Consider the following 20,192-nt stretch of genomic DNA (forward strand, 5'->3'; position numbering starts at 1 on the left):
CACGCTCCTCAACCCGCCGGCAGCGCCAGCCGATCAAGGCCGAGGCTCCCCAGGTCCCGCTCGAGGACGAGGCCGTTGGACAAGACCAGCGTGGCCAGGCAGCCGTAGCTCGAGTGGTCGGGCGAAACGTAGTCGAACTCGAAGAAGCCGATGTCGCGCGGCTTCGTGAAAACCAGCCGGTCCTGAAAGCTCAACCCTGCATCGTTGTCGCGGTATGAGAGCTGCGCTTCGACGCGCTCGATGCCGCGCGCGGTAAAATCGATGTCCGGTGGCGTAACCGTCACCACCTTGTGCCCGACCATGTCGGTGCGCAGCGCGATGGTCGATCCGGTTGTCATCGAGTTGGGAATGGTGATGACGCGATTGTCCTTCAGTATGATCGTGGCTGCGTAGCTCACGAGACGCTGGCTCGCATCGGCGAGATTAACCAAGAACGCCTTGGGATTGCGGTCCGTCGGCGTGTCATAGAAGGTGAGCGTCTGCTGTTCGTCGATGCCGTTCGCGGCATCGACATAGCGCAGGTCAACGAGAATCATGGCGACGAGGCGCCAGTCCACGGCAGGCGCGACCTGTAGCGTCCGCTTCTGCGGATGAGGATCGCGCACAATCAGGCGCTCCTGGTCGGTCGGCGCCCAGTCGAGGACGATGTCCCTGTGGTCGGCCGCCATGAACGTCATTTTCAGGTCGTAGCGGTCCAGGGTGCTGTCGAGGCGGAACCGTTTCCAGGTGACTTCCGGCTTGTCCTGGGTGAGCAGGAAGCTCTCGGCGAGATCGATCCGGTTCACCGGATCGTTGTAGCGCACCTCGACGGCAACCTGCGGAAAGCGATCCCAGGGAAGCAGGCTCGCCCCGATCTGGATATCGTCGATGAAATAGAGGCCGTCGCTGCGCGGCGAGACTTCGAACTCGTCGCCGATGGTTGTCAGCGTGCCGGTATTGACGACGCCGGGCCGCTCACCAGAGTCGACATCGTGGAACGTGACCCGATACTCATAGGGGATGCCGCGGACCATCTTGCCGCCGTCCAGGAGGCTGTTCCATTCCTGGCTGCCGTCCAGTTGATCCTTGCTCAGCCGGATGGTTCGCGGCTGGCCATCATAGGTCAGCGTCAGGTTAACCGAATCGACTTCATCGTGCTCAAAGTTGACGAGTGAGTAGGCCTTGATCTTCCGCTTCTCGAACCATGGATCGTCGAGCGTCACCTCCTGAATGAAGCGACCGGCATCAATCTGCCCCTGCGCGTCGCGCAACATCTTGCCCAACCCCTTCAGCGTCGCCTGCGGGTAGATGCTGCGCTTCACCGTCACGCGCTCGTTCATCTGCAGACTGGCGCGCTTCTGGTCGATGCGCTGCAGGTCCTTCTTCACATAACTGAACTTGGCGACGCCGCCCCAGCCGCCGGTCGCGCCCAGAAGCGCCAGGCGCTCCGCCGTATCGGTGAAGCGATCCCAGCCGTCTTTTTCCTCCTTCATAGGTTCAAGACTGGGCTTGAAGAAATTCTCCAGCACCATGTCCTTGAACTGATCGATTGCCTGATCGCGCCGCCCGACCCAGGAGCCCGCGTCCTCGCCCTCCGGAAGGAATGAATCGACATCGATCTGCACCACCTGGGCCTCGACCAGCTTGTCGACGACCTTGTCGATCTCGGTGGACGCGAACAGGATATCGGTCGTGAAACTCTCCTCCATGTGGGTCTGCACCCGGTTCCAATCGGCCGAAATCTTGACAGAGAAGGCGGGGCGCAGGGCGAAGAAGTCCAGTTGATAGACGACTCCGATTGGCATCAGCTCGCTGTGCAATATGGAGTTCTCGACCAGTTCGACGCCTTCCTGATCGAGTTCGACACTGAAGATCGCCTGGTTGTTTCCATAGAGCGAAGGCTTCGAGGGATGCGTGATGCGTACGACGAAACGCTGTTGCTGCTCCGTATCCCACAACGGCTTGCCCTGCTCGTCCGTGGCGCGGCCGAGCATGATCAGGCGCACGCTCCCCCCTTCGAGAATAACGGGCGCCAGTTGGATAGGCCCCTCTCCGGGATACAAGCCGCGGAGTTCCGCTGCGATGTCGTCCATCACGCCATCATCCAGACCCAGGTCGACCTGGAACGTCAGGAAGCCCCCGTTTCCCGCTCCGCCGCGAAACTTGAGCAATTGTATCTGCGGCACTTTCACGCCTGTCGCAGTGTCCAGCACCATCGAGAGATGCGGCTCCGCCGGCAGGAAATAGAACGCACGGTTGTTCGCGTGATCCGGAAAGACCGCCACGCCGCGGACGATGTGGAATGGAGGCTTGAGATAAAGCATGAAGGTCTCACTCGCGGCGTAAGCGTCAGGCGGCGGGGTCGAGGATCAGGGCAAGCTCGCTGGTAGACGTCGGCGGAACATCCTTCTTCTGCCCGGTCGCCAGGTAGTAGCTGACGGCGTAGGTGTAATCGTCCTGCTCCTTGTTCTTGACCTCCACCTTCCATGTGGTGTTGGCCTTGTTGCTGGCACTGAAGACGAAATCCTTGGCTTGTGAGACATCGCTGGCGAGATCGTCGTAATTGAGCGACACGCGCGCCAATTTCACCTGCTCCCAGTTGATCAGGTCAGCGATGATCTGCACTTCGAGGAACGCTTCCGCCGGCGGCGGCAGCACGATGGTTCCGGACGCAGCGTCCGTCACCGGCACCGTGTCCGTCGTGCCGTCCTTGTAAGCGATCATGGCCTTGTAGGTGACCTTGCCCGCCTTTTCGTCGATGACGGGGAAGGTCCAGTCGAAAAAGGGACTGGCCGCCGTCAGCGCCTGGCTTTTGGTCTGCGTATAGGTATGCGTGGCGTCTGTGTATTCGAGATCGACAAAGACGGTCTGTATCCTGTTGGCGAAGTCGCCGACGCCACGCACCGAAACCGTCTTGCGCGCATCGAACACATCGTTGATGAACAGCCTCTGCGATCGGCCCTGACGTTCGGCGCCCTGGTATTCGCGGCCATCCTTCATGAAATACTTGATGCGGTATTTGTAGTTGTTCCGCATCGGCTGGAAAATGACGCGCTGGATCTTGAATGTCGGCGCTGCCTGGGTGAGGTTGAACTGCTCCTCGAGTTCTTCTACACCGCCCGCGTCATCCTCGTAGGTCAGCACGACGGCGGCGCGGTCGAGTTCGGTCCAGTTGATGTCGCCGGCCGTGGCTTCGATGGAAAGCACGCCCACATCGTCGACCCCGATGGTGAGATTGCCTTCGTTCGTCTCGATTTCGGGTGACTGGTACTGCCGGCTCTCGCCGCGGTAATTGACCTGGTAACTGTAGGTGTATTTCCAGTCGTCGCCTTCGACATAAGCCGCGAACTTCCCGACATCCTCTTCGTTGTTCATGACGACTTCGCCGTCGGGCTCGCCTTCCGCGAGATTGGCCATGGGCCGGCCCTTGTAAATCAGCTTCACTTCGACTGAGTGGATCGGCAGTCCCTTGAAATCGGCGTTGACGAAAGTGTTGATGCGCAGCGTCTTGAAGAACGGATCATCGAGATCGATCACGCGGGCATAGTCGCTCCACTTGACCGGCGCGCCGTTGCCATCCTTGAGGTTGGTGATGTTGGGCAGGACGCCGCGAGGCGCCACGCGCCACTCGACAGTCTGCGACTCCTTGTAGTTGATGTAGATATTGGTGATCTTGGTGTTCGAGATGTCGCGCGTGACATCCTCGATCCCGTCGGGCAATTTGCGCTGATCGTCGGGAACCGGCGCGATGGCATCGATCATGTTGCGTTCGATGGATTTTTCCAGCGTGCGGTATGCCCAGTCGCGGATCGGCCCCCTGATCTTTTCATCGGTCACCCCGCCCCACTCGAAATCGATGTGCATCGATTCCGAATTGATCGTCTGTTCCCGGACGGTCTCCCTGTAGGAATCCTCCGACCACAGGTTCCAGTCGGTGTCGATGGTCTGATAGAAGCTGTAGAACTTCGATGCGTTGAAATAGCCGTTGACGTTAATCGCCGGCAGTTGCGCCCAAAACCACAGCTCATAGGCGATAGCGACGGCGCCTCCCTGGCCCTGCATGGCCTGCTCGAAGAAAGTGGCACCCTCGGGTGGCAGTTCCAGCGCGAATGTCGAGATGTTGTTGCCGAAGAGCGATGGCGTTCCGCCGCTGGGAACTTCCCTTTCGACGAGGCCCTGGGGATAGAGCAACGACGTCGTTCCCTTGGTATAGGTGAAAGCACCGATGACGACTTCCGGTATCGGCTGGATTCCGAGGCGATTGGCCTCGGCAGCCACCTGTTCGGCGAGCTTCTGCTTGACCTTGACCAGGACCTCGTCTTCGACCACGAACTCGACGTCAAAAAGAAGGAAGCCGCCGCCTTTCTTGCCGTCGGGCCTATCGACCGGGAACCTGTATTTATAGAAAGCGAACGACAATCTGCCGTCGGGGCCGCGACGGTAACGTGGTTGTTGCGCCAGCGGATAGAAGACACTGATCTTGTCCGAATCGCCAAAGACCGTCACGCCCTCGATCTCTTGTACCTTGTCAATCTGCAGCATCTTCACCTCCTGGGAGCATTCGGTTCGACTCCGCTGCTACTAGCGTGCCGAGATCGCGAAACGCACGGACTGGCTCTTCAATCATTTGCTCGAGTTCAACCGCGATATCAGCGTCGCCAACCGTCCGGTGAGCGGGCGACTGCCTGATCGTTGCCGCGATCAGCGCGAAAAGCTTGCTGTGCAGCGTCTGGGAAATCTTTCCGTCAGGCGCGCCGTCGACTTCGATCGCGATGCTGGCCCTGCCATCCCGGATGGCGTCATCAAGCTGCTCCGCGAGGTCTTCGCTGTCGAGGCGCAATCCATCCATGAGAGCGGCCGGCGCGCGGAACCGCGCCCTGCCTTTTATCGGCATGCGATGGCGCGCGAGATATTCCACGGCGAGAAAGCCAGCTTGCTCCCGCACACCGGCGCGGGCAGATGCGAGCCACTCGGCTTCGAGGGCGAGATCGAAGACCGCGGCATAGGGCGGATAACCCGATGTCACGCTGCTTGCGGCGATTTCAAAGGTCCCGCGGCCGTTACCGATCAGGGCGTTGCAAAGCGGCGCGGTGATCGGCGCAAACGACAGCCGGGTCTGTGCCGCATCCGGCTGGCCCGAACGGGCCGCTATTTCCCGCCGCAGCGCCTCGATATCTTCATTGGTAGCGCCCCATCGCGCCGAGAAAATTAGATAGGCCGTCGAACCGAGGTCGGTGAAGCTCAGGATCGGCTTTCCCGCGTCATCCCTCTGCACATCTGCGCTCTGCGGCAGATAGTGCCAAGACTTCATGTCGGCATCCGCCGCGAAGCAGTGAAACCCACGGAAATCGAAACCAAAATGCTGCATCGCTGCACCACAAGCCACCCCCGTCGATGAGTGTTTCGACAGGGTTGTTTAAATCGCTAGAACTGGCAAAATGGAAATATCAGTAACATGGCGGTTGTCTGCCGCCATTACCGTCGGTTTAATTCCGAGATTGCCCTCAGGTCGCCTTCTTGCTGGCGATAAAATTCGCCAAACAAGCATAAAGCTAAAACTACGCAATGTGACCATAACATGAAGCCATATTATGAGCAATCAGAAATATAACTAGAACTATGTCGAAAAACTAATATAGGCGAATTAATTAAAATATAACTTAATTTTTTGTTTGGACTGTCGTTGGTTTATACATTATCTTTTATGACAATTTGCAGAAATCGTCTCAGAAAAATTGACACGAGCTGGCGCTGTTCGCGGCAATTGAACTTCGCCGACAGTGGACAAAGGTTGTTGCGTCCGAGGTGGATGACGAAAGCGGCTCCTTTTTCCGACATCTGATTGCTTAGTGTCCCGGGCCGCTCCGATCAGGCGGACGAAAAACGCCCGAGGCATTGCGCGCCCTTTGAGCGTTTCTGCGAAGGGCTTGAGGATCACATGTTCGAGGAGGGGATGACGCTACACTGCGGGCGGTCATCTGGTGGAGCCGCTACGCGAAGTCCTTTGAGTATGAGGGCAAAGCGGCCAATTCAACCTCGAGTGCTCGCCTGAACGGGCGAGGAGGAACTTCTGATTGGCTGCTTGTCCTCCCTTCCCGACCTTCATCCCAAAGGGCCATGGATTCCTGTTGGGTCATGGCCGTGAATTGGCCCGGAGCAAGCGAGCTTCCGCTTAGGGTGGGAACCGATATTCCGCTTAGGGTAAAGCCACCAGGACAGCTTCAGGCGGGGCCATCGCCTTCAGCACCGCTTCGCGCCATAGTGCTGGCTGGAGACGCCGCTCGTTGACGGGCACGGCCGGTCTTCGCCTTACGGCTGCGCCAGCCGCGATCGGAGCCGACGAAGGCTTCCAGCATATGCGGAATCAGGGCAGCGGTGTCCACCGGTTCATAGAGGCGGCTGTGCTCGGCCGCATACTGATCGAGTTCCTCCTTGAGGGGCTCCGGCAGGATGATCGTCATGCGGACGACACCAACCTTCGGCAGCCGACCGAGCCTCAGATCAGGCATTGTTCACCTCCTGCTTGTGAGACAAAGACATGTTGACTGTTCAGATAATCGACATAGGCAACGAGGTCGCGATGAACGGCGGCAGGCAGTTCGACAGTGATCTTGACCGGACGGTCATCGGGAATGGCGGAAAGTTTCAGCTTGGTCATGATGGATCCTTTGACGTGCCGTAAGGCACAAGAAGAAGGTCGCGATTGACAATCACGCGAACCGGGAAACCGGGCCGCACGGTGAGCGTAGGCTGGACATTGAGCTGATTGCGCACGAGCTGCTGGCCAATATCGGAGGCCGAATCCTGCGCGCTTTCGCGGATGGCCCTGGCGATTTCGCTTTCGTCGTCGCTGGACCCAAGCGATGTCCCAATGCCCAGTAATGTCGAGAGTGCTGCGGCCCGGAACATCTGGCCCCAATGACGGTCGACCTCGTCCTCCAGCCCGGAAAATCCTTCAGCGTCTGCGCCCTGCTGCCGCTCCAGCACGATCGAGGTGCCGTCAGGCATGATCAGCCGGTTCCAGACCAGCAGCACGCGCGACTGGCCGAAGGCGATGTGGCTGTCGTACTGGCCGATCAGCCTCGCACCCTGCGGGATCAGGAGATGGGATCCTGTCGGGCTGTCATAGACATTTTCCGTGACCTGAGCGGTGATCTCGCCGGGCAGGTCGGAGCGGATGCCGGTGATAAGGGCGGCTGGAATGACGCTGCCGGCTTGCACCACATAGGGCGAGGCCTTCGCGGCGAGCCGATTGGGGCTGACTGTGCGACGGTCTGGCTCGGCATTGACGAAGGCCAGCTTGCGATCCTGCACGTTTTGCGCGGCGCCAGGATCGATCGGTGGCGGCCCAAGCGGCGGAGTCAGATCAGATTGGGTGTCCGGTTCTATGACTCTGCCGCCAGGATCCTTTCGTGTGGGACCAGGTCTCGTGTTCGTATCGGTGAAGAGCTTCGCCACGCGTGCGGCCTCGATCTCGGCCAGTCGGCGCTGCTCCTCCGGATCGGCGCGCGGTCCACTGACGTTGGACGCCCCAATCGGCTGGCCGCGCTCCTGCGCGCGCAAGATCGGCCGGCCCAAATCGCCAGGCAGCGCGGGGCCGAGTTGCGGAACACCTGCATAGTCCTTCGGCAGCTTCTGTAGCCCGTCGGCCGTTGAGCGGTTTTCGGTGGTGAAGAGCTCGGGCGGCTGTTCGGTTCCGCGATGTCTGGTGTCGAGCGCCCAAATCAACGTGCCGAGGATCGCAGCGCTGGCAACTCCACCGACGCCTATCAGCACCTTGCGCGACAGTCGCGTGACCCTGGCCGGTTCGGGCCGAAGGCGCAGTTCCGCTCGAATGTCCTGGTTGGGTGCATTTGCAGGGTCGCTCATCGGAACAGCCTCGTGCTGGGCGAGGTTCGTTTGCCGTCCGTGCGCACGATGCGGACGCGCTTTTCGCTTGTTTTGTCGCCGAGCCTCAATTCAGCGGCGGCAAACAGCCGATCAACGACGTAGTAGTTCTGGCGAGCACGGTAGTTGACCAGCTCCGAGCCGCCCGACGGGCCGATGACAAAGAGCGGCGGCATTTCACCTTGCCCTATGCCCGACGGGAACTCGATGTAGACTTTTGCACCGTCATCGAAGGCGCGAAGCGGCCGCCATGGCGCCATGTCGCCTTCGATGCGATAGCGAAAATTCAGTTTCTGGATGTCGACGCCGGACGCGACCGGCTGTGCGGCGGAAGCCTGCGCGTTCTGGCGCCGCAGCGCAATCAGCTGGTCCTGCGGGTACTGCCAGGAGACCGAAGCCATGTAGGTCTTTTCGGTCGAGCGCAGCTCGAGAAGATAGGTGCGGCGGTCGCTGTTGATGACGAGATTGGTCTGCAGATCCGGCCGTGTCGGCTTCACAAGAATATGGACCTGCTGGCGCTCCCCTGCCCCACTTTGCGTATCGCCGATGATCCAGCGCACCGTGTCGCCGGCGGCCACAGGCCCGGAGCCGACAAGCTGCTCGCCGGGCTGCAAGGCGATGTCGGTGACCTGGCCGGGCGCGGCATAGATCTGGTAGAGCGCGCCCTCACTCCAAGGATAGAGCTGGATGGCATTGACGAACCCGTCGCGAACCGGCTGCATCCTCGCTGCCTCGTTTGCCTGGCTGATACGCTGCTTCGGATCGGTCGGCTCCGGCTTCACCTTCGTAGCGTCGACTGGTTTCAACTGACCAGGCAGCGGAAGCGGTTTCGGCACTTCCACCACTTTGACCGGACCAGGCGGCTCGACCCTGCGCACCGCAGGCACCGCATCGTCGTAGGCGATTTCCGGCGGAATGTATTTCTTCGATGCACAGCCGGCGAGCGCCGTTGCCGACAGCAGTGCCAGGGCAAGCCTACGTGCCTCGGGCGCATTGTGCGTGACCGGTCTCGCCGACGTTCTTGTTGGTGCTGCACGCATCATGAAAACTCCTTCGACCAGCTGATGGCGTTGACATAGACGCCAAGCGGATTGGCTTTGAGCCGGTCAGCGTCGCGGGGTTGCTGAATCACGATTGTGAGGATTGCGGTCCAACGCTCGGTGCCGGCCAGGTTGCCATTCTCGTAACGGCGCTCGACCCAGGCGACGCGAAACGAATCGGGGGTAGCACGGATGACGCTGGAAACCTCGATGGCGATCTGGAGTTTGCCCAATTTGGCAAAAGGGTCGTTCAACCGGGCGTAATCATTGAGGGAAATGGCGCCGCGGTCTGTGGTGTAGTCGTAGGCTCGCAGCCAGTTTTGGCGGACGATGACCGGGTCGGCCGGAATGCTTCTGACCTGTTCGATGAAGCGGGCCAGATGCCAGGCGACCTGCGGATCGGTCGGCCGATAGTCGGCAACGGCCGGCGCGACAACCTGCGCTTCACCGAACTTGTCGACCTCCACCACCCAGGGAACCACTGAGCCGCGCGTTGACTGCCACACCAATGCGGATGCAAAACCGCCGGCCAGGACGAGAGAGCCGAAGGCCATCAGCCGCCAGTTTCTCGCCTGGACGCGAGCCGAGCCGATGCGCTCGTCCCAAATCTGGGCTGCACGCTGATATGGCGTCTCGGGGTGGGGCGTTTTTGCGTAACGAACGAAAGGGCGTCTAAGGGGGGTCATCGGCGGTCGTCCTGATCGAGGGAAACATTCATCGAGCCGCCCCCATCATCACTCGAGTGAACTGAATGCGCGGCGACGCTGGCGCCATGGCTCATGACCTGGCTACGCTTCATTCGTTTTGCCCATGCGGGCGGGGCGTCGGAACTGGTTTCGGAGGTCGACCAGTCACCCGAGGAAGCCGTTCCCGACGATCGCTCTCCACTCGTCGCACTCCAAGCCGCAAAGCGGCCGGCCTCATAGCTGTCGGACAGCGCCGACGCGGCGCGCGACATGGCCTGCTTCACCGGTCGAACGGCAGCGCTGGCACCGGCCCTGGCGACACCCGCCACGCCGGCGGCGACCGAGCCTGCACCACCTCTTCCAGATGTCGCTGCGCCAAGTTCCCAGGCGGCCGAAGTGCTGCCGGCCAGATGCGCGCCGCGGCGTGCGGCTGCTGCCGACATACGCGCACTGCCATTGAGTGCGCCTGCCGCGCCGCTCAATCCGGCGCGAGCACCCATAGCGCCAGCCACGCCAAGGCCGCCAGCGACGAGGCTCGTGCCAACAGCGGCACCTGCGCCCAGTTGCGGGGCACCGGAGACCAGCCCCGTCGCAATGCCGGGACCGAAGATCGACAGTCCCATCAGCGACAGAGCGCCCAGGACAAGCGACAGCGCATCCGTGATTGTGGGCTGTTCGGCGCCGAAGCCTTGGGTGAACTCGCCGAACAGGCCCGAGCCGATGCCGACGATGACGGCAAGGACCAGGATCTTCACGCCGGAGGCAACGATGTTGCCGAGCACTTTTTCGGCAAGGAAGGCGGTCCGGTTGAACAGCGCAAAAGGTATCAGCACAAACCCGGCAAGCGTCGTCAGCTTAAATTCGACCAGCGTGACGAAGATCTGGACGGCCAGAAGAAAGAACGCAATCAGTACGATCGCCCAGGCGATCATCAGCACTACGATCTGGACGAAATTCTCGAAGAACGATACGTAGCCCATCAGCTGGCTGGCGGCCTCGAGGATCGGATTGCCGGCATCGATGCCGACTTGCGCCACGCGGCCCGGCTGCAGCAATGCCGAGCCTGAAAGTGCCGAGCCTCCAGCCTTCAGGCCGAGCCCGGAAAAGCTCTCAAAGACGATCCCGGCAAGACGGTTGAAGTTGCCGATGATGAAGGCAAAGAAGCCGATATAGAGCGTCTTCTTCACCAGTCGGTGCAGCACGTCTTCATCAGCACCCCATGCCCAGAACAGGCCGGCCAGTGTGATGTCGATCACAATCAGGGTCGAAGTGAGAAACGCAACTTCCCCACCGAGCAGACCAAAGCCGGAATCGATGTAGCGAGTGAAAGTCTCGAGGAAGCGGTCGATGACGCCGGTGTCGTTCATGGCGCCACCGTTTCGGGATAGGGCCGGTCTTCCGCGAAAGGCGGCGTTGGCGGTTGGAGCGGCGGCAGCCGGGTCGGGTCCTTTTCGATCGACGGAGCCACGTTTGGCATGATCGGGCGGGATGGCCGCAGGAAGCGTCGGCGGCCTTCCGCCCAGGCTTTCCTGCAGGCGTCGTCATCGATCGCCGCCATGCCGATGTCCCGGCATCGGGCAAGCTCGACACTTGCCGGCTCACCGCCCGGATATGCGGAGCGCGGGGAGGACGCGTCCTGCGAGCCGCCGCCGCGCAGCGCCATGGAGGCGGCGGTCATGGCGGCGCCAAGGGCAAGAACGGCTGTTATCCGGGCGGCGATCTTGAGATCCATGCGGTCTTCGCCTCAGTCGTGGAACATTTTTACGGATGACGCGCTGTAGCTGCTGCCCGTCATGAAACGGCTGAACTGTTCCCGCGCCTGCTCCTGTGCGGCCGCCCGCCTCGCCTGCTCAAGGGCTTCGGCTCGTCCTTGTGCCGCCAGCATCGCGGTGAGGTCGGCAACTTGCTTGGCCTGCACGGCAAGAAGCTGGTTGCCGGCCTGCGTCGCCTGCAGCACGCCGACCGCGGACTGGCTGGCACCAACCAGCGCACTCGTCTGCTCTTGTGTCGCGGCGCTGTTGTCGACCGCGACAGCGCCCGCCTTCAGCGAATGCTCAAAGGCCGACACCGAGGTCTGCCAGCGTTGACGCGCGCCCTCGACAAGCTGCTGGCTGGAGAGTTCCGAACCGAAATTCTCGTAAGCGGAGGTAAACTGGCTCTCGATCTCCTGGACGCTATAGGCCAGCTTGTCGGCCTCGCCGAGCAGGCTCTTCATCTCGGAAAAATTGGCCTCGATCTGGCCAAGCAGCGAGGTTGGCAGGGAGGTGAGATTCTTCGCCTGGTTGATCAGCATTTGCGCTTCGTTCTGAAGCGAGCTGATCTGGTTGTGGATCTGCTCCAGCGCACGCGATGCCGAAAGCAGGTTCTCGGCGTAGTTCTTTGGGTCGAACACGATCAGTGCCGATGCCGGCGCCGATGACAGCGCCGTCGCGACGACGATTGCGCCGGCTGCCGCCATGCGACGGATACGGCGACCTGCAAGAACGGAATTCATGAGGGAAGCTCCTTTGTGGATTGGTCGATCACGCCAGTGAGATTGGGAATGAGGTCTGCCGCCCAGGAGAGACCACGGTTCGTAAGCCAGGCCTCGAGGAAATGGTCTCGCCCCGCCTCGGCGATTATCCGGTCGATCGCGGCCTGGTCCGATTTGGACGATGCGGCGCAGAGCGCCAGCGCGATCGGACCAAGCCCCAGCTCGAACAGGCGGTTGCCGCGGCGGCTTTGACAGTAATAGTCGCGCTTCGGTGTCGCTCGGGCGACGATCTCGATCTGGCGATCGTTGAGACCAAAGCGTCGGTAGATCTCTGTGATCTGTGGCTCGACGGCGCGCTCGTTCGGCAAGAACAGCCGCGTCGGGCAGCTTTCGACGATTGCCGGTGCGATTGGCGATCCGTCGATGTCCGAAAGCGACTGGGTGGCGAAGACCACGCTGGCGTTCTTCTTCCTCAGCGTCTTCAGCCATTCGCGCAACTGGTCAGCGAAACCGCCGTCGTCGAGCGCGAGCCAGCCCTCGTCGATGAGCAGCAGTGTCGGCCGGCCGTCCATCCTCTGCTCGATGCGGTGGAACAGATAGGCGAGCACGGCGGGCGCTGCACCTGTGCCGATCAGGCCTTCGGTTTCGAACGCCTGGACCGAAGCCTCGCCCAGCCGCTCGTGCTCGGCATCGAGCAGGCCGCCATAAGGGCCACCGATGCAATAGGGAAGGAGCGCCTGCTTCAGCGGCGAAGATTGCAGCAATACGGACAGGCCAGTCAGCGTCCGTTCGTGGACGGGCGCAGAGGCCAGCGACGTCAACGCCGACCACAGATGTTCCTTTACCTGCGGCGTGATGGACACGCCTTCGCGCAGAAGGATGTCGACAATCCAGTCGGCCGCCCAGGCTCGCTCTGGCGTATGATGAATATGGGCGAGCGGCTGTAGCGAAACGGTATGAACGTCGTCCGACAGATCGGCCAAAGTGAGCAAGGGCAACGGATCGTCAGCCCCCTGCCCAGTTCCGGCATTTCTTCCGAGATCATGCCAATCGCCGTGCATGGCGAGCATGGCCGCGCGGATTGAGCCGCCGAAGTCGAAGGCAAAAACCTGGCTGTGCTCGTAACGTCGGAACTGCAGCGCGATCATCGCCAACAGGACCGACTTGCCGGCACCGGTCGGGCCGATGACGAGGGTGTGGCCGACATCGCCGACGTGAAGGCTGAACCGGAACGGTGTGGCGCCTTCCGTTCTGGCGAAGAACAGCGGCGGGGCGCCAAAATGCTCGTCCTCAATCGGTCCAGCCCAGACCGCGGAGAGCGGAATCATGTGGGCGAGGTTCAGAGTCGAGATCGGCGGCTGGCGGACATTGGCGTAGACGTGGCCAGGGATGCTGCCCAGCCAAGCCTCGACGGCGTTGACGCCCTCGGCGATGCAGGTGAAGTCCCTGCCCTGAATGACCTTTTCGACCAGGCGCAGCTTTTCGTCGGCAATTGATGGATCAACATCCCAGACCGTCACGGAGGCGGTGACATAGGCTTCGCCGATCTGATCTGAACCGAGATCCTGCAGGGCCGCGTCCGCATCGGCCGCCTTGTTGGCCGCGTCCGTATCAACGAGGACTGACGCCTCGTTGGTCATCACCTCCTTCAAAATTGCGGCGATCGATTTGCGCTTGGCGAACCACTGGCGACGGATCTTGGTCACCAGCTTCGTCGCGTCGGTCTTGTCGAGCATGATCGCCCGCGTGGACCAGCGGTAGGGGAAGGCAAGGCGATTGAGGTCGTCGAGAATCCCCGGGAAGGTCATGTTCGGAAACCCGGTGATGGTCAGTGTGCGCAGATGCGCATCGCCAAGCCTCGGCTCTAACCCGCCGGCTAACGGCTGATCGACAAGCAAGCCATCGAGATGCATCGGCGTTTCCGGCACGCGAACGCGATGCCGCTTGGTCGAAACGGCTGAGTGCAGGTAACTCAGCGTCTCGGCATCATCGAGCCAGTCAGCTTCGGGAACGAAGCCTTCGATGAGGTTGAGCACGCGGTCCGTGCGATCGACATAACTCTTCAGGAGCTCCCAAGGATCGACGCCGGTCTTTTGCCGGCCTTCGTACAGCAAGCTCTCCATTCGCGACGCTTCCTCGGCCGGAGGCAGCCACACGAAGGTGAGAAAGTAGCTGCTTTCAAACAGCACGCCGGACCCTTCGAACTGTTCGCGCCGCTCGATGTCGAGAAGTGTGGATGCGCAATCCGGGAAGCGGCTGTCGGGATAGCCGCTGGCAGGATTGCGCTGCGCTTCGACAAAGATCGCCCAGCCGGAGCCGAGCCGGCGCAGCGCGCCATTGAGCCGCGCGGTCGTGCCGACCAGCTCCGCCGGCGTGGCGGAGTCCAGGTCCGGCCCGCGAAAACGCGCCGTTCTTTGAAAACTGCCGTCCTTGTTGAGCACCACGCCCGGCGCCACCAGGGCGGCCCAAGGCAGATAGTCGACGAGGCTGGCGCTCTTGTTTCGATATTCCGCGAGGTTCATCACGGCGAAAAACCTCAATAGCCGAAATGCGAGGGATAGCGCAGGTGCCGGCGAACCACGTCGACGAACTGCGCATCGCGCTTTGCCGCCCAGACGGCGGCGAGATGCCCGACCGCCCAGATGACGAGCCCCGCGATCCACAGACGAAGACCCAACCCGACCGCGCCTGCCAGCGTGCCGTTGGCGATAGCGACCGCGCGCGGCGCGCCGCCGAGCAGGATCGGTTCAGTAAGCGCGCGATGCACCGGCGCGAAAAAGCCACGGACTTCCTCCTCCATCAGATCAGCGCCCCGCCGCCGAAGGAGAAAAAGGACAGGAAGAACGAACTTGCCGCGAAAGCGATCGACAGCCCGAAGACGATCTGAATCAGCCGGCGAAATCCGCCCGATGTGTCACCGAAAGCGAGCGACAAGCCGGTGACGATAATGATGATCACCGCCACGATCTTGGCGACTGGCCCCTCGATCGATTCGAGAATCTGCTGAAGGGGCTCCTCCCAGGGCATGGAGGAACCGGCAGCGTGGGCTGGCTCAATCGTCATGATCGCGGCGGTCGTCGCATACGACAGCTCCACGGCAAGCTTGCGGATAGCCGGTGGAGTGAAGCGGATCGGGTTCATTCTGAAGCTCCATGGCAGAGTGGGGATTCACGATCGGAGTGGTCTCGACATTCGAGGGTGCGGTAGTCGCCGGTGGCCGCATCGAGCCCGTCGACCAAGGCGATCTCGACGAGCCGGCGCGCTGAGCCACGACCAGCGAGAACCGCGATGATGTCTATGGTTTCCGCAATCAGTGCGCGCGGGACCGTGACGACGGCCTCCTGCACGAGCTGTTCCAGTCGCTGCAGTGCGCCAATGGCAGAATTGGCGTGAATGGTGCCGATGCCGCCGGGATGGCCGGTGCCCCCGGCCTTCAGCAAATCGAGCGCTTCGGCGCCCCGTACCTCGCCTATCGGGATGCGGTCGGGCCGAAGCCGCAACGACGACTTCACCAGATCGGACAGCGAGGCGACACCATCCTTTGTGCGCAGCGCTACAAGATTGGGCGCAGCACACTGCAACTCGCGCGTGTCCTCGATCAGCACGACGCGCTCGGCGGTTTTAGCCACCTCCGCCAAAAGTGCGTTGACGAGCGTGGTCTTGCCCGTCGATGTACCGCCGGCCACCAGCACGTTCTTGCGTGTCTCCACGGCAAGCTGCAGGACGTCAGCCTGGCCTTCGGTCATGATGCCGGCAGCGACATAGTCTTGAAGCGTAAACACCGCGACTGCCGGCTTGCGGATGGCGAATGTTGGTGCCGTGACGACAGGCGGCAAAAGGCCCTCGAACCGTTCACCGGTCCCGGGCAGTTCAGCCGAAACGCGCGGCGAGCCCGAATGCACCTCCGCACCGACATGGTGCGCGACCAGCCTGACGATCCGTTCGCCGTCTGCCGCGATCAGTGTTTCGTTGCTTGCAGCGAGTCCTTCGCTGAGACGGTCAACCCACAGGCGACCGTCGGGATTGAGCATCACCTCGACAATGGCTGGATCGTCAAGGAAGCCTGCGACCGCCGGGCCGAGGGCGGTGCGCAGCATGCGCGCGCCGCGCGATACCGCTCCCTTACTGGCATGATAGTTGGTCGCCATGCGGGTCCCCGTTTCTCGCCACGAACTGGTTCTTGCCGCGGTCGGGGATCATTAGAAAAGGCAGGAGCGCCGGCCTTGCAACAAGCAAAACCGGCGATCGTGGCATGACGTGCAGAGACTTGCGAAATGCGGTGCCGCGACCGCGCCAGCTCAGCAACCCGGTGCCCGACTGGCCATCGCCGCTCCAGCAGAACAGGCGGCTATATTCGAGAGGTGGCATCGCGACGGAGGATCAGCGCCTCGTTAGGTGCGTCTGACAGGATGAAGGGACTGCTTTCACGCTCTATGGACCGCTGCCGGAACGCTCTTTACCGCGGCCGGGTAGAGTTCCTCGCCGGCCGTCGTCGGATTGGAGTCGACAGGCAGCTTCGGGAGACTGCGGTCGCCGCTTGGCAGGCGTCGGCCTGGCGATTGTCGTGGTCAATCCGGCGCCGGTAGGCGAGGCTAGCAGGTATGTTGAAGAGCCTAGAGAACTGTGGTAGAAATTGCCAGAAAGGTAGATTTTTGGAGCTTCTCGTGTCCCTGAACATCAAAAATCCAGCCACCGTTGCTCTCGCCGATGAACTCGCACGCCGCCAGGGTATCAGTAAGACAGCAGCCATTCATCAGGCCCTTAGCGAGCGCTTGCACCGCTTGGGCTTTGGAGAGACCGCTCAGGAGCGTCTGCTGGCAGAATTGCGCGCCATCCGAGAAAGAGTGGCACGATTGCCTGAACTGGATGGTCGCAGCGACGAGGAGATCATCGGGTATGACGAGCATGGAATCCCTAACTGATGGTGATCGATACCTCAGCTGTTGTAGCGATCCTTCGGAGCGAGCCTGAGGCAGCAAGGCTGGAACGAGCGCTGGTCTCCGACCCAATCCGTCTGATCCCGGCAACCTGCGTGCTCGAGGCACGCATGGTGCTGGTCAGCAGGCGCGGCGAACACGCGTTGGCTGAGATCGATCTTTGGCTGCGCAAAATTGAGGCCGACATCATTCCTGTCGACTCCGAATTGGTTGATCTTGCGACCCAGGGTTGGCTGACCTACGGCAAGGGCCACCACCCGGCGGCGCTGAATTTTGCCGATTGCCTCTCCTATGCTTTGGCAAAGCGTGCAGACGAACCGCTGCTTTTCATCGGCAAAGACTTCTGCCAAACGGATATCGAACCGGCATGAGCACGAGATTGTAAGATGATCGGCTGTCTCCAGCTTGAACCTGTAATAGCACCCAATTAGTTTCGGCCCTGTCGGCTGGGCCTGCATCAAGGGGCGTCATGCCAACTTGGTCCAAAAGCAGAGCAAGCTGGCGTCTTTCGTCCTTCCGATCTGGCGCTGCTGGGCCGCGTCTTGGATGGATTGGAAGTTGAGGGCCAATCCAGCCGGCCAACTTGTAACTCAGACATTCACGGCCGCGACGCTGGCTGCACGAATAAATGATGGGCCTCGTCGAAAACAGCCGTTGGGAGGGCCCGAAGCTCGCTTGCTTCGTAGGTGAGATGCTCGAGATACTGCTTCGACAGCGGGACAACCACTTGCGCTTGGGCCAAGTCACGACCGCGCTTGACTGGCTCGCGATCAGCTCGTTTTGAGACCCAGAATTGTGAGCCGCAAAAATACGCGGATCGGGAACCACGAGCCGTAACGGTCCGCCTTTTTCATCGATGGCGATTGTTTCGAAAGCAGGGGCATTTTCCAACCATGCCAGACCAGATCAGCAGTGTGTGGGACCCCAATTGGCCGCGCAGGTGTTTGGACGACACGCGCGCGGCATCATGGCCCACCAGATTCGGATTCGCGGCCAAGAGGACGACGTCGGCATAATTGCGCCTGAGATTCTGCTCGAGATCGCCGGCGGCACGCAGCCTCAGATGGTCTTTGAAAACGTGCTCTACGGATCGAGCCATGCAACATCTCCATTTGCGGCACCGAAGAGACATTCAGCCCGAGGGTTCTGGCGGTGCCGAACGGATGCGAGTGCGGTTGTTCCTCTGCTATGAGACAGGGGCGCAGAGGCCTGGAGAGGTGGACATGCCGCATCGACCGACGGATAATTCTCGGGACTCGCCGGTTTGAAAGGCGTACTCTGCTTTGATCGGTGATAAACATTAAGGGCATCGCCGGCTGTGAGCGAGCATCGTGCTTCCGCCCCAATTCGGGAGGGAGCCATGAGCAGCCCCAACACTTCCAAAATTGGCCTCGCATTTTCAGAAGGCCGCGATCGGGCGCCCCAGCCAATTCCTAGCCCAGAGCCTGTATACAGAAACGAACTGCTGCGGCGCATGTCTCCGGCCACCATCAATTGCTCAGCCCTCACCTTCACAGCAGCTTTCTGCCATTGAGGACGCAGCTCGAAACCGCAAACGCCGCTATCGAGGCCGTCTACTTCTTTGAGACGGGGATCGGCTCGATGGTGGCGAAACTCCGGCCGGAGGTCGACGCCGAAGTTATAGTCATTGGTTTCGAGGGCATGACCGGCTCGGCGCTGATCATGGGCGGCGATCGATCGCCGCACGACTGCTACATTCAAGCGGATGCCGAGGTTGCCAGCATGGACGCCGAGCCATTCACAAAGGCGCTTTCCGACAGCCCGACGCTGCGGCTTTTTCTGCTGCGGTACGTGCACTACGCGTGGATCCAGGCAAGCTATACCGCCCTCGCCAATGCGCGTTTGAAACTGGAAGAACGGCTGGCAAGATGGCTGGTCATGTGCAACGACCGCATAGAAGGCGACCGGCTGCCGATTACCCATGAATTCCTGTCGGTCATGTTGGGTGTACGACGGCCGGGCGTCACCGTGGCACTTCAAATGCTGGAAGGCCGCGGTCTGATCAGGTCAAATCGTGGCGAGGTCATCGTCCGTGATCGAACTGGTCTCATCACCTTGGCAAACAGCTCATATGGCCAGCCGGAGGCGGAATATGCCCGCCTGATCGGCGAGCAGGCATCTCCATGATCCGCGCCAATGTGGAAGTCCGCCGATGGGATGAGACAAACTACCTAAAGCGGCAGGCCATCGCTAATGCTGGGCGGGGGGTCTCGATGCGCGAAGGGCAACCCCTGCTGGTTGCGACAGTTGAGTGAGGCACGCCGAGTCTCTCCCTTCCCGCAAAGAATTGATATGTTGAGACCGAAGGCTCTGTCAGCGCCGTTGGCGACCAGAGCAGGATATGGCTGCCAGTCCGGCGCGGGAACCACCATCCAGCCGCAGTCGACTTGTTGTCCGGGTCCCGGCCAGCGTCGACGTTACTCCGACCGATCCCACACACTGACCAGGTCGGTGACGAGCAGCCCTGCAAACGGTCTGAGAAAGCCTACCAAATGTGGCGGAACAAATCATGATCGTTTCTCATTGTGCTGATCAATCAAGGGAGATTGACCATGGGCGACCGGCACAACCCAAAAATCGAGGCATCGGCAAATGTCGGAAAAGACCCGGAAGATTGGGTCAGCGGAGATGACCCAATGACTCCCGCACAAGCCTCATATCTGAAAACTCTGGCCGAACAGGCCGACGACCCTGACGGCTATGCCGACGGCCTTAGCAAGGCGGAAGCTTCTAAACGCATTGGTGCACTCCGGGAAAAGTTAGGCCTGTGCGTCCGCCCGTGGCTTTTCGTCTCTAGCAAAGGACAGCCGATCGGATTGGATTGGGACAGTTTTGCTGCAGGTGACCCGCAATGAATCTTCTGAATTCAGTGCGTTGTGGCTCGACCGGCGATCGAGACGACAAACGGCGGATGGGAGCGGCTCATAGGGTACAACAGCCCGGCATTCGCCCTAAACCCACCGAGACCTCGCACCCGCCGGTCCAATCCTACTGTCGAAACAGATCAGGCCCTTCCGACGAGGGCGATGGTAACCAAAGACACAAACAGGACAAGGGCGATTGCAGCGCCCCAGAAGAAAACTTTTTCGGTGCCGCGTTGCTCTTCCTCGCGAGATATGTCTTTCGCCATTGTATGCATCCTTTGCGAAGGTCAGCGACTGAGCAACGT

Annotated in this window: 19 protein-coding genes and 2 pseudogenes; 4 read left to right on the forward strand and 17 right to left on the reverse strand. The window is 61.0% G+C overall.

Going from position 1 to position 20,192, the window contains the following annotated elements:
- Positions 1–8 precede the first annotated feature (8 nt).
- From NKH99_RS15685 to trbB, 15 genes and pseudogenes are all read right to left on the reverse strand, one after another.
- A complete protein-coding gene (locus NKH99_RS15685; protein WP_353014632.1) occupies positions 9–2,303 on the reverse strand; it encodes a hypothetical protein in 2,295 nt (764 codons plus the stop codon).
- 25 nt (positions 2,304–2,328) lie between these two features.
- A complete protein-coding gene (locus tag NKH99_RS15690) occupies positions 2,329–4,521 on the reverse strand; it encodes a hypothetical protein (protein WP_353014633.1) in 2,193 nt (730 codons plus the stop codon).
- On the reverse strand, positions 4,508–5,347 hold the full coding sequence (locus NKH99_RS15695) for a hypothetical protein (protein ID WP_353014635.1): 840 nt from the start codon (positions 5,345–5,347) through the stop codon (positions 4,508–4,510). The genes NKH99_RS15690 and NKH99_RS15695 overlap by 14 nt, the downstream gene beginning before the upstream one ends.
- Positions 5,348–6,200: 853 nt before the next feature.
- A complete protein-coding gene (locus NKH99_RS15700) occupies positions 6,201–6,488 on the reverse strand; it encodes a DUF2274 domain-containing protein (protein ID WP_352612612.1) in 288 nt (95 codons plus the stop codon).
- Between the two features lie 41 nt (positions 6,489–6,529).
- Positions 6,530–6,637 (reverse strand): annotated as a pseudogene (locus NKH99_RS15705) (DUF2274 domain-containing protein); the annotation flags it as partial.
- A complete protein-coding gene (locus NKH99_RS15710; RefSeq protein ID WP_353014636.1) occupies positions 6,634–7,848 on the reverse strand; it encodes a TraB/TrbI/VirB10 family type IV secretion system protein in 1,215 nt (404 codons plus the stop codon). The pseudogene NKH99_RS15705 and the gene NKH99_RS15710, both read right to left, overlap by 4 nt.
- Positions 7,845–8,909: a P-type conjugative transfer protein TrbG gene (gene trbG, locus NKH99_RS15715; protein ID WP_502900057.1), complete on the reverse strand. Its 1,065-nt coding sequence runs from the start codon at positions 8,907–8,909 to the stop codon at positions 7,845–7,847. Before trbG ends, NKH99_RS15710 begins: the two co-directional genes overlap by 4 nt.
- Positions 8,906–9,592 (reverse strand): conjugal transfer protein TrbF, encoded by a 687-nt coding sequence (gene trbF, locus NKH99_RS15720; protein WP_352612605.1) that lies wholly within the window; start codon positions 9,590–9,592, stop codon positions 8,906–8,908. The genes trbG and trbF overlap by 4 nt, the downstream gene beginning before the upstream one ends.
- The gene (trbL, locus tag NKH99_RS15725) at positions 9,589–10,959 is read right to left on the reverse strand and encodes a P-type conjugative transfer protein TrbL (RefSeq protein WP_352772991.1); all 1,371 of its coding nucleotides are present in this window, start codon (positions 10,957–10,959) and stop codon (positions 9,589–9,591) included. The genes trbF and trbL overlap by 4 nt, the downstream gene beginning before the upstream one ends.
- Positions 10,956–11,324 (reverse strand): putative entry exclusion protein TrbK-alt, encoded by a 369-nt coding sequence (trbK-alt, locus tag NKH99_RS15730; protein ID WP_352685424.1) that lies wholly within the window; start codon positions 11,322–11,324, stop codon positions 10,956–10,958. Before trbK-alt ends, trbL begins: the two co-directional genes overlap by 4 nt.
- 12 nt (positions 11,325–11,336) lie before the next feature.
- Entirely contained in the window at positions 11,337–12,086 is a 750-nt protein-coding gene (gene trbJ / locus NKH99_RS15735; protein WP_502900059.1) for a P-type conjugative transfer protein TrbJ, read from the reverse strand.
- Positions 12,083–14,590 carry a conjugal transfer protein TrbE gene (trbE, locus tag NKH99_RS15740; protein WP_353014638.1) on the reverse strand — a complete coding sequence of 836 codons (2,508 nt, stop codon included), beginning with the start codon at positions 14,588–14,590 and terminating at the stop codon, positions 12,083–12,085. Before trbE ends, trbJ begins: the two co-directional genes overlap by 4 nt.
- Positions 14,591–14,601: 11 nt before the next feature.
- Positions 14,602–14,865 (reverse strand): VirB3 family type IV secretion system protein, encoded by a 264-nt coding sequence (locus NKH99_RS15745; protein WP_352772995.1) that lies wholly within the window; start codon positions 14,863–14,865, stop codon positions 14,602–14,604.
- Entirely contained in the window at positions 14,865–15,128 is a 264-nt protein-coding gene (locus tag NKH99_RS15750) for a TrbC/VirB2 family type IV secretion system protein (RefSeq protein WP_352612738.1), read from the reverse strand. The genes NKH99_RS15745 and NKH99_RS15750 overlap by 1 nt, the downstream gene beginning before the upstream one ends.
- 74 nt (positions 15,129–15,202) lie before the next feature.
- Positions 15,203–16,213 carry a P-type conjugative transfer ATPase TrbB gene (trbB, locus tag NKH99_RS15755; protein WP_353014639.1) on the reverse strand — a complete coding sequence of 337 codons (1,011 nt, stop codon included), beginning with the start codon at positions 16,211–16,213 and terminating at the stop codon, positions 15,203–15,205.
- Positions 16,214–16,729: 516 nt separating this feature from the next.
- Here trbB and NKH99_RS15760 point away from each other — a divergent pair.
- Both NKH99_RS15760 and NKH99_RS15765 read left to right on the forward strand, forming a co-directional pair.
- Positions 16,730–16,987 carry a type II toxin-antitoxin system VapB family antitoxin gene (locus tag NKH99_RS15760; protein ID WP_352492342.1) on the forward strand — a complete coding sequence of 86 codons (258 nt, stop codon included), beginning with the start codon at positions 16,730–16,732 and terminating at the stop codon, positions 16,985–16,987.
- Positions 16,987–17,373, forward strand: coding sequence for a type II toxin-antitoxin system VapC family toxin (locus NKH99_RS15765; protein ID WP_353014640.1), 387 nt, complete (start codon positions 16,987–16,989; stop codon positions 17,371–17,373). The genes NKH99_RS15760 and NKH99_RS15765 overlap by 1 nt, the downstream gene beginning before the upstream one ends.
- A gap of 227 nt (positions 17,374–17,600) precedes the next feature.
- Here the strand turns inward: NKH99_RS15765 and NKH99_RS15770 are convergent.
- Positions 17,601–17,893 (reverse strand): annotated as a pseudogene (locus NKH99_RS15770) (GSU2403 family nucleotidyltransferase fold protein).
- Between the two features lie 771 nt (positions 17,894–18,664).
- Between NKH99_RS15770 and NKH99_RS15775 the strand changes: the two are divergent.
- Together NKH99_RS15775 and NKH99_RS15780 are read left to right on the forward strand one after the other, a co-directional pair.
- On the forward strand, positions 18,665–19,150 hold the full coding sequence (locus NKH99_RS15775; protein WP_353014641.1) for a Crp/Fnr family transcriptional regulator: 486 nt from the start codon (positions 18,665–18,667) through the stop codon (positions 19,148–19,150).
- A 425-nt stretch (positions 19,151–19,575) separates the two neighbouring features.
- Positions 19,576–19,878: a DUF3072 domain-containing protein gene (locus NKH99_RS15780; protein WP_353014643.1), complete on the forward strand. Its 303-nt coding sequence runs from the start codon at positions 19,576–19,578 to the stop codon at positions 19,876–19,878.
- Between the two features lie 149 nt (positions 19,879–20,027).
- On the opposite strand, the gene NKH99_RS15785 is transcribed toward NKH99_RS15780, so the two are convergent.
- Positions 20,028–20,153: a hypothetical protein gene (locus NKH99_RS15785; RefSeq protein ID WP_352612592.1), complete on the reverse strand. Its 126-nt coding sequence runs from the start codon at positions 20,151–20,153 to the stop codon at positions 20,028–20,030.
- Positions 20,154–20,192: the final 39 nt, after the last annotated feature.

Source organism: Mesorhizobium sp. M0854 (assembly GCF_040319815.1).
In the GTDB taxonomy this organism is placed as follows: domain Bacteria; phylum Pseudomonadota; class Alphaproteobacteria; order Rhizobiales; family Rhizobiaceae; genus Mesorhizobium.